Raw genomic sequence first — 6,970 nt, 5'->3', positions numbered from 1 at the left:
TTGCTGGAACAGTCTAAAATGTTTGTTTTGCCTGAAAGAAGATCAAGGCAATGCCCTAGAGTCGTCAAAATAAAGCCTCAAAAGTACCCAAGAAAATGCCAGTCAATTTCTTAACTGACTGGCATTACTGCATATGCAGGGCTTTTTTGTCTTATCTTAATTACATATTTGAAAGAATTGAATCGCGAACTTGTTCTAAAGTTGCATCGATTGACAGCATGACCGCATCAGAACATTGTTTGATCGCAGTGTCAGGGTCTTTTAGACCATTACCTGTTACGGTACAGACAATCACAGAACCTTCCGCAATTTTTCCAACTTTGATGTCACGGATTGCACCGCCAATCGACGCTGCAGAAGCAGGTTCTACAAAGACACCTTCATACATTGAAAGCAAACGTTGTGCTTCTAAGATTTCAGCATCAGTCAGTTCATCGAACCAACCTTGAGAGTCACGAACTACTGCTTTAGCATGGTTCCAGCTTTGTGGATTACCAATACGGATTGCCGTTGCAACTGTTTCAGGGTTCTCAACGGGTGCACCACGTAAGAATGGCGCAGCACCTGCTGCTTGGTAACCAACCATGGTTGGTAAGCCTTCAGGTTTAGGACCTGTGAATTGATCTGTTTCAGCGTCGTAAATCACTTGCTCAAATTGATCTGCAGGTTGATTGGCAACTGCTTCGGTATAACCCATCCAGTGTGCAGTAATGTTCCCTGCGTTACCCACGGGTAGGCAGTGGTAATCTGGTGCACGGCCTAACTCATCTACGATTTCGTAAGCAATGGTTTTTTGACCCTGCAAACGGTATGGGTTGATTGAGTTTACGATGGTTACAGGGGCTTTATCTGCAATTTCTTTGACCAGACGCATACCGTCATCGAAGTTACCGCGGATTTGCATGGTGATGGCACCATACATCATCGCCTGCGCCATTTTACCCATGGCAATTTTGCCTTCTGGGATTAACACAAACGCTTTGATGCCTGCACGCGCTGCATAAGCTGCAGCCGCAGCTGAGGTATTACCTGTAGAGGCACAGATAATCGCTTTTGAGCCTTCTTCAACGGCTTTAGTGACTGCCATGGTCATACCACGGTCTTTAAATGAACCAGTCGGGTTTAAGCCCTCGTACTTCACATAAATTTCAACATTTTTGCCAATTAAACGTGGAATGTTCTCGAGTTTAATCAGTGGCGTATTACCTTCACCTAAAGAAATAGCGCGAGTAGTTGCAGACACTGGTAAACGGTCGCGATAACGGTCAACTAAACCAGTATAACGATTGGCATTCGACATGATGATGTTCCAATTGTGTGTAGAGCTTGGTGAGGAAGAGAAGAGTGTTCTTTTCCTCAACCCGATTAATTATCAAGCGATTCTAAACGAATTCGCACGATTTCGCCATGAATGACGGGTAAGGCTTGAATTTGAGCAAGTGCCTCATCCATTTTTGATTCAACGACTGGATCAGTCAAAATCACGATTGGAATAAGGTCTTTTAAGCGTGGTTGTTGCATGATGGCATCGATACTGATGCCTGCACGACTGAGAATCGTGGTCACATCCGCCAAGACGCCAGTTTGATCTTCTGCATTAATCCGGATGTAATAACCTGTGGTCATTTCTTCGCGGCTTAAAATTGGCACATTAGTCAGTGCTTCGAAGGCCAATTGGGGAATCGTTCCAGCACCATCTTCGGTATACGAGATATCACGGACGATATCAATGACGTCTGCAACGACTGCAGAAGCGGTTGGGCCTGCGCCTGCACCCGCACCGTAATACAAGGTTGGGCCGACAGCATGTGCTTGAACCAAGACGGCATTTTTCACACCGTTGACATTGGCAATCAGTTCTTCCGCAGGAATCAGCGTTGGGTGAACACGAAGTTCGATGCCATTCGCTGCGCGTCGCGCAATCCCCAAGTGCTTAATACGGAAACCCAGTTCTTCAGCATACTTCACGTCTTGCGCAGTGATTTTACTGATGCCTTCGGTATAGACTTTGTCAAACTGTAGCGGAATACCAAAAGCACACGATGCTAAAATCGTGAGTTTATGTGCAGCATCAATGCCTTCGACATCAAAAGTTGGATCAGCTTCGGCATAACCCAGTTCTTGTGCTTCTTTGAGCACATCGGCAAAAGCACGACCTTTTTCACGCATTTCAGTCAGAATAAAGTTGCCTGTACCATTGATGATACCCGCTAACCAATTAATCTTGTTTGCAGCTAGACCTTCGCGCATCACTTTAATGATGGGAATGCCCCCTGCAACCGCAGCTTCATAGGCGATTTGCACGGCATTGTCATCCGCCAGTTTGAACAGCTCATTACCATGTTCAGCAAGTAAAGCTTTGTTCGCGGTGACCACTTGTTTACCATGTAAAATGGCTTCTTTAATCACTTCATATGCAGGGTGGATGCCACCCATGACTTCAACCACAACATCGACATCAGGCTGACGCACAATGTCGAGTAAGTCAGCACTTTGCTTGACCTCATCGCCTAAATCTAAGTCTGGACGAGGGCGGCGTGTGCCGACATAGGTAATTTGAATTTCACGACCGGTGCGACGTTTAATCTCAGCAGCATTTTCTTTTAGTAGTTTAAGGGCACCACCACCCACAGTACCAAGACCGAGGATTGCCAGACGAACTGGTTTCACGTCACACTCCAATTTACTTATATATATTGAACCAAGCCTAGATCATAGCTAAAAAAACTGTGAGACTCTAGGAAAGAAATCATTTTATGTTCAACTATAAATATTAGTTAAATAACAAATAAAAATTAGTTATTTAAGGCGATTTAATAATTCACTTGGGGCCAAATAGCCACCGAGATATTCACCATCTTCATTGTAGATCGCAGGTGTCCCATTTACGCCCATGTTCAGACCCAACTGGTATTGATCTCGCACTGGGTTTTTACAGGTCGCTGGTGGAAGTTGAGCACCTGAAATTGCTTGATCAAAGGCAGCTTGACGGTCTGCGCTACACCACACACTTTCCATGGCTGGCATGAACTGTTCGCCACGCGGCCATGCAATGTAACGTACTTCAATGCCTTGAGCTGTGATTTCAGGGATGTGTTCGTGCAGTTTATGGCAGTAAGGGCAACTAGCATCGGTAAAGACATAAACCACATGTTTGGTCTTGCCTTTGGCTTTATAAACCAGTAGGTCTTCAGTTTTGAGCTCTGCTAGAAGCTTTTTGTTGGCTTCAGCTTGAAGATTGTCGCTGACGTTGTGGAGGGTTTTATCGCCCAAGCGAATCACATCACCTTGGATAATATATTTACCATCTGCTGTGGTATAAACCGAGCTCATCCCTTCAAGATTGACCCAAAATAAATTTGGCACTTCAGTGGTTTTGATATCGATGATTTTGGCATTGATATTGGCTGTTTTGAAATGCTTTTGAAGAGTGTCAATTAAACGTTGCTTTGCATTGCGTTCCGTCAAAGTCGACGCTTCACCTGTGGCTGGCGCGCTTGCTGTTAAAGAGTCTTGTTTTTTTTCTTCAGTGTTATTTGAACATGCTGTAAATAGAACACTTGAAGCAATGGCACAGGCAATGAACAATGGTTTACGGGTAAATAACATAGATAACCCTTTTTCTTTTGACTTTATAAAAACAGAGCGCCAAGCATAGCAAAAAAAGTACAGGACTCGGTAATACTTCGTAGTCTTCGTGCTAAAAACAGCCTTAAGTTATGGATGATCAAGACCTTAAGCCCTAGGGTGATGGCTGGCATGCAGTTGTTGCATACGCACTTGTGCGACATGGGTATAAATTTGCGTCGTGGACAGATCACTATGTCCCAATAGCATTTGTACCACACGCAAGTCGGCGCCATGATTGAGTAAATGCGTTGCAAAAGCATGTCGTAAGGTGTGTGGAGACAGTTCAGTCTGAATCCCTGCTTGTAAGGCATAACGCTTAATGGCGTACCAAAAGTTTTGCCGACTCATAATGCCGCCATGTTGGGTTAAAAACAGATAGTCAGTTGCGGATTTATATAATTGCGGACGGGATTCAATTAAGTATTTTTCGACCCATTCCACTGCGATTTGCCCCAAAGGCACCAGTCTTTCTTTATTGCCCTTACCCGTAATTCTTAAATAGCCTTGTTTCAAATTGATTAAGTCTAGCCGTAAGTTTAGTAGCTCAGATACACGCAGTCCACAGGCATATAAGACTTCAAACATGGCACGATCACGGAGTCCGAGAGCGGTTTCAATATCTGGAGCTTGAATTAAGGCATCCACGTCTTGCTCAGACAAATCTTTAGGCAGTGCGCGGCCAATTTTGGGTGTTTTATGTAGCGCGACAGGATTGTCTGAACGCAGTTTTTGTTCCCGTAGAAATTTAAAAAAAGAACGCAGAGCAGACAGACAGCGCGCAATGGAGCGCGGGCTTTTGCCTTGCTTGGTGAGGGTCAGCAGAACATCGGCGACATCATCACTGCTCCATTCAGGCATGCTCACCCGACTACACTCGCTGCACTGCAATAAGTCAGAGAGATAAGCATTTCGGGTGTGTGGGCTGACGGTTTGTGCAATGAGATAATCTTTAAAGCCGTGTAAAAAACTGAGCTGAGTTGGAATTTGAACAGGCGCAGGCACACGCGGTTTTTTATTTAACATAAAGCTCTCAAGCACATCATCACGGAAAGACAAAAACAAGGAATAGGGGTTTTATTCAATGTAGTGTAATCATTCTCGCTTGTCGATGTGTTATAACAGATGCGAATCATTATCGAATCTGATTTGGTAATTATTCTCATTTGTTTGTATACTGTTCAAAATATTAAAGGGTTGGATGCGGTGCGTTTATCTGATTTAAAAGTCAAACAAACTGCCATCATTAACAAAGTGAATCATACTTTGGATGGCGAAGCTCAGACTGATTTGGTGGCTAGTCGTCTTGAAACATTAGGCTTTGTCGCAGGTACAAAAGTACAGGTGATTACCAAAGGTGTTTTTGGTGGCGATCCAATTTTAATCCAAGTGGGTTTTACACGTTTCGCCTTAAGAAAAGTTGAAGCTGAAAAAATTGAAATTCAAGTCGAAGGAGCACCTAGATGAGTGATGCCTTGCGTGTTGCCCTTGTAGGTAATCCAAACTGCGGTAAAACTTCGTTATTTAACCATCTCACTGGAACGCGCCAAAAAGTAGGTAACTATGCGGGTGTTACGGTTGAGCGTAAAGTTGGTCAATTTACTCTTCCTTCAGGTCAAGCAGTTCGCGTTCTGGATTTGCCAGGGACGTATAGCTTAGATGCCACTAGCCCTGATGAAATGATTACCCGTGACGTGGTGATGGGGAAAATTGCAGAAGAAGGTCAGCAAGATGCTTTCTTATGTATCGTTGATGCAACTAACCTCAAACTTCACCTCGGTTTAGTGATTGAACTGATTGCATTGGGCCGTCCAATGTTAATCGTTTTAAACATGATGGATGAAGCACGTCGCCGTGGCATGCAAATCAATACCCAAAAGCTTTCTGAGCGCTTGGGTGTACCGATCGTTGAAACCGTTGCGGTGCGTAATTCGGGTATTGAAAGCTTGCTCAGTGCTTTAGAGCAGGGCAAATATGCCGTGCCTTATACCGAGTTGACGGGCTTAAAAGGCGACACTGCACATGAGAAAGTAGAAAATTTATTACATGATGCCGTGCAGTACGTCGATGAAGAAGACAAGCGAACTGATTTTCTGGATAAGATTTTTCTACATCCAGTTTTGGGGCTAGTTAGCCTTGCAGTAATGATGTTTATTGTCTTCCAAGCCGTTTTTTCTTGGGCAGCGCCGTTTATGGATGGGATTGAAACCTTCTTTGGCTGGCTGGGTGAAACCATCGGTGGGTCAATTAGCCACCCTTTACTTAACAGTTTGGTGGTAGACGGGATTATTGCGGGTGCGGGCGGTGTCGTGGTGTTCTTGCCGCAGATTTTAATTTTGTTCTTCTTTATCTTGGTATTGGAAGAGTCGGGTTATTTACCGCGTGCCGCGTTTTTGCTAGATAAGCTGATGTTTAAAGCAGGTCTTTCTGGGCGTGCCTTTATTCCGCTCTTGTCTAGCTTTGCCTGCGCAATTCCGGGCATCATGGCATCGCGTACCATTAGTGATCCGCGTGACCGTTTGACTACGATTTTTGTGGCACCGTTAATGACGTGTTCTGCACGTTTACCTGTATATGCCTTGTTAATTGCTGCTTTTATTCCTGAACAAACTGTTTGGGGGATTTTTAATCTGCAAGGTTTAGTGTTGTTTGCTTTATATATGGCCGGGATTGTCAGTGCACTGTGTGTATCTTTCGTTCTGAAATTCTTCCATAAAGATAAGTCACAACATATGTTGATGATGGAGTTGCCAAGCTATCGTTTCCCTGACTTAAAGAATATTTGGATTGGTTTACTTGATCGTGCCAAGATCTTCTTGCGTCGCGTGGGTGGCATCATTTTCGCGTTGTCTATTTTGCTGTGGTTCTTATGTACCTTCCCGCAAGCTCCTGAAGGCGCGACTTTACCTGAAATTGATTATTCATTTGCCGGTATGCTCGGTCATTTACTGCAACCAATTTTTGCACCGCTGGGATTCAACTGGCAGATTTGTATTGCCTTGATTCCTGCAATGGCTGCTCGTGAAGTGGTGGTGGCAGCTTTAGGTACGGTATATGCCTTATCCGCTGTCGATGAAGATGCCATGTCACAAGGTTTGGCTTCACTGATCAGTAGTGGCGGTGAACTCGGCTGGTCGGTGGCGACTGGTCTGTCTTTATTGGTGTGGTTTATTTATGCACCGCACTGTTTGGCTACTTTAGCGACGGTCAAACGTGAAACAGGTTCATGGAAAACTGTGAGTTTTATGACCATTTACTTGTTTGGTTTGGCTTATTTAATGTCATTCCTGACCTATCAAATTGCAACGCACTATTTGGGCTAATCGGCGTAAATAGGCGAGGA

Annotated in this window: 6 protein-coding genes; 2 read left to right on the top strand and 4 right to left on the bottom strand. The window is 44.3% G+C overall.

Translation table 11 applies throughout. The features are described from left to right. Positions 1-160: 160 nt before the first annotated feature. From thrC to xerD, 4 genes are all read right to left on the bottom strand, one after another. A complete protein-coding gene (gene thrC / locus MF4640_RS15160; RefSeq protein ID WP_078390103.1) occupies positions 161-1,300 on the bottom strand; it encodes a threonine synthase in 1,140 nt (379 codons plus the stop codon). 65 nt (positions 1,301-1,365) lie between these two features. Beyond that, positions 1,366-2,670: a homoserine dehydrogenase gene (locus MF4640_RS15155; RefSeq protein ID WP_010325700.1), complete on the bottom strand. Its 1,305-nt coding sequence runs from the start codon at positions 2,668-2,670 to the stop codon at positions 1,366-1,368. 129 nt (positions 2,671-2,799) lie between these two features. Further along, the gene (locus MF4640_RS15150; protein WP_078390102.1) at positions 2,800-3,609 is read right to left on the bottom strand and encodes a DsbC family protein; all 810 of its coding nucleotides are present in this window, start codon (positions 3,607-3,609) and stop codon (positions 2,800-2,802) included. Positions 3,610-3,735: 126 nt separating this feature from the next. After that, a complete protein-coding gene (gene xerD / locus MF4640_RS15145; protein ID WP_078390101.1) occupies positions 3,736-4,653 on the bottom strand; it encodes a site-specific tyrosine recombinase XerD in 918 nt (305 codons plus the stop codon). Between the two features lie 180 nt (positions 4,654-4,833). On the opposite strand from xerD, the gene MF4640_RS15140 reads away from it, so the two are divergent. Both MF4640_RS15140 and feoB read left to right on the top strand, forming a co-directional pair. Then, the gene (locus MF4640_RS15140) at positions 4,834-5,094 is read left to right on the top strand and encodes a FeoA family protein (RefSeq protein ID WP_010325703.1); all 261 of its coding nucleotides are present in this window, start codon (positions 4,834-4,836) and stop codon (positions 5,092-5,094) included. Then, positions 5,091-6,950 (top strand): ferrous iron transporter B, encoded by a 1,860-nt coding sequence (gene feoB, locus MF4640_RS15135; RefSeq protein ID WP_078390100.1) that lies wholly within the window; start codon positions 5,091-5,093, stop codon positions 6,948-6,950. Before MF4640_RS15140 ends, feoB begins: the two co-directional genes overlap by 4 nt. The last annotated feature ends 20 nt before the right edge of the window (positions 6,951-6,970 follow it).

This window comes from Acinetobacter sp. MF4640, assembly GCF_002018895.1.
Taxonomy (GTDB): domain Bacteria; phylum Pseudomonadota; class Gammaproteobacteria; order Pseudomonadales; family Moraxellaceae; genus Acinetobacter; species Acinetobacter johnsonii.
The sequence above is the reverse complement of the archived record's forward strand: the minus strand, read 5'-3'. Positions and strand labels throughout refer to the sequence as shown.

Coding starts and splice junctions, on each gene's coding strand:
- feoB (WP_078390100.1), top strand. CDS start 5,091: ATGAGTGATGCCTTGCGTGTTGCCCTTGTAGGTAATCCAAACTGCGGT.
- MF4640_RS15150 (WP_078390102.1), bottom strand. CDS start 3,609: ATGTTATTTACCCGTAAACCATTGTTCATTGCCTGTGCCATTGCTTCA.
- xerD (WP_078390101.1), bottom strand. CDS start 4,653: ATGTTAAATAAAAAACCGCGTGTGCCTGCGCCTGTTCAAATTCCAACT.
- thrC (WP_078390103.1), bottom strand. CDS start 1,300: ATGTCGAATGCCAATCGTTATACTGGTTTAGTTGACCGTTATCGCGAC.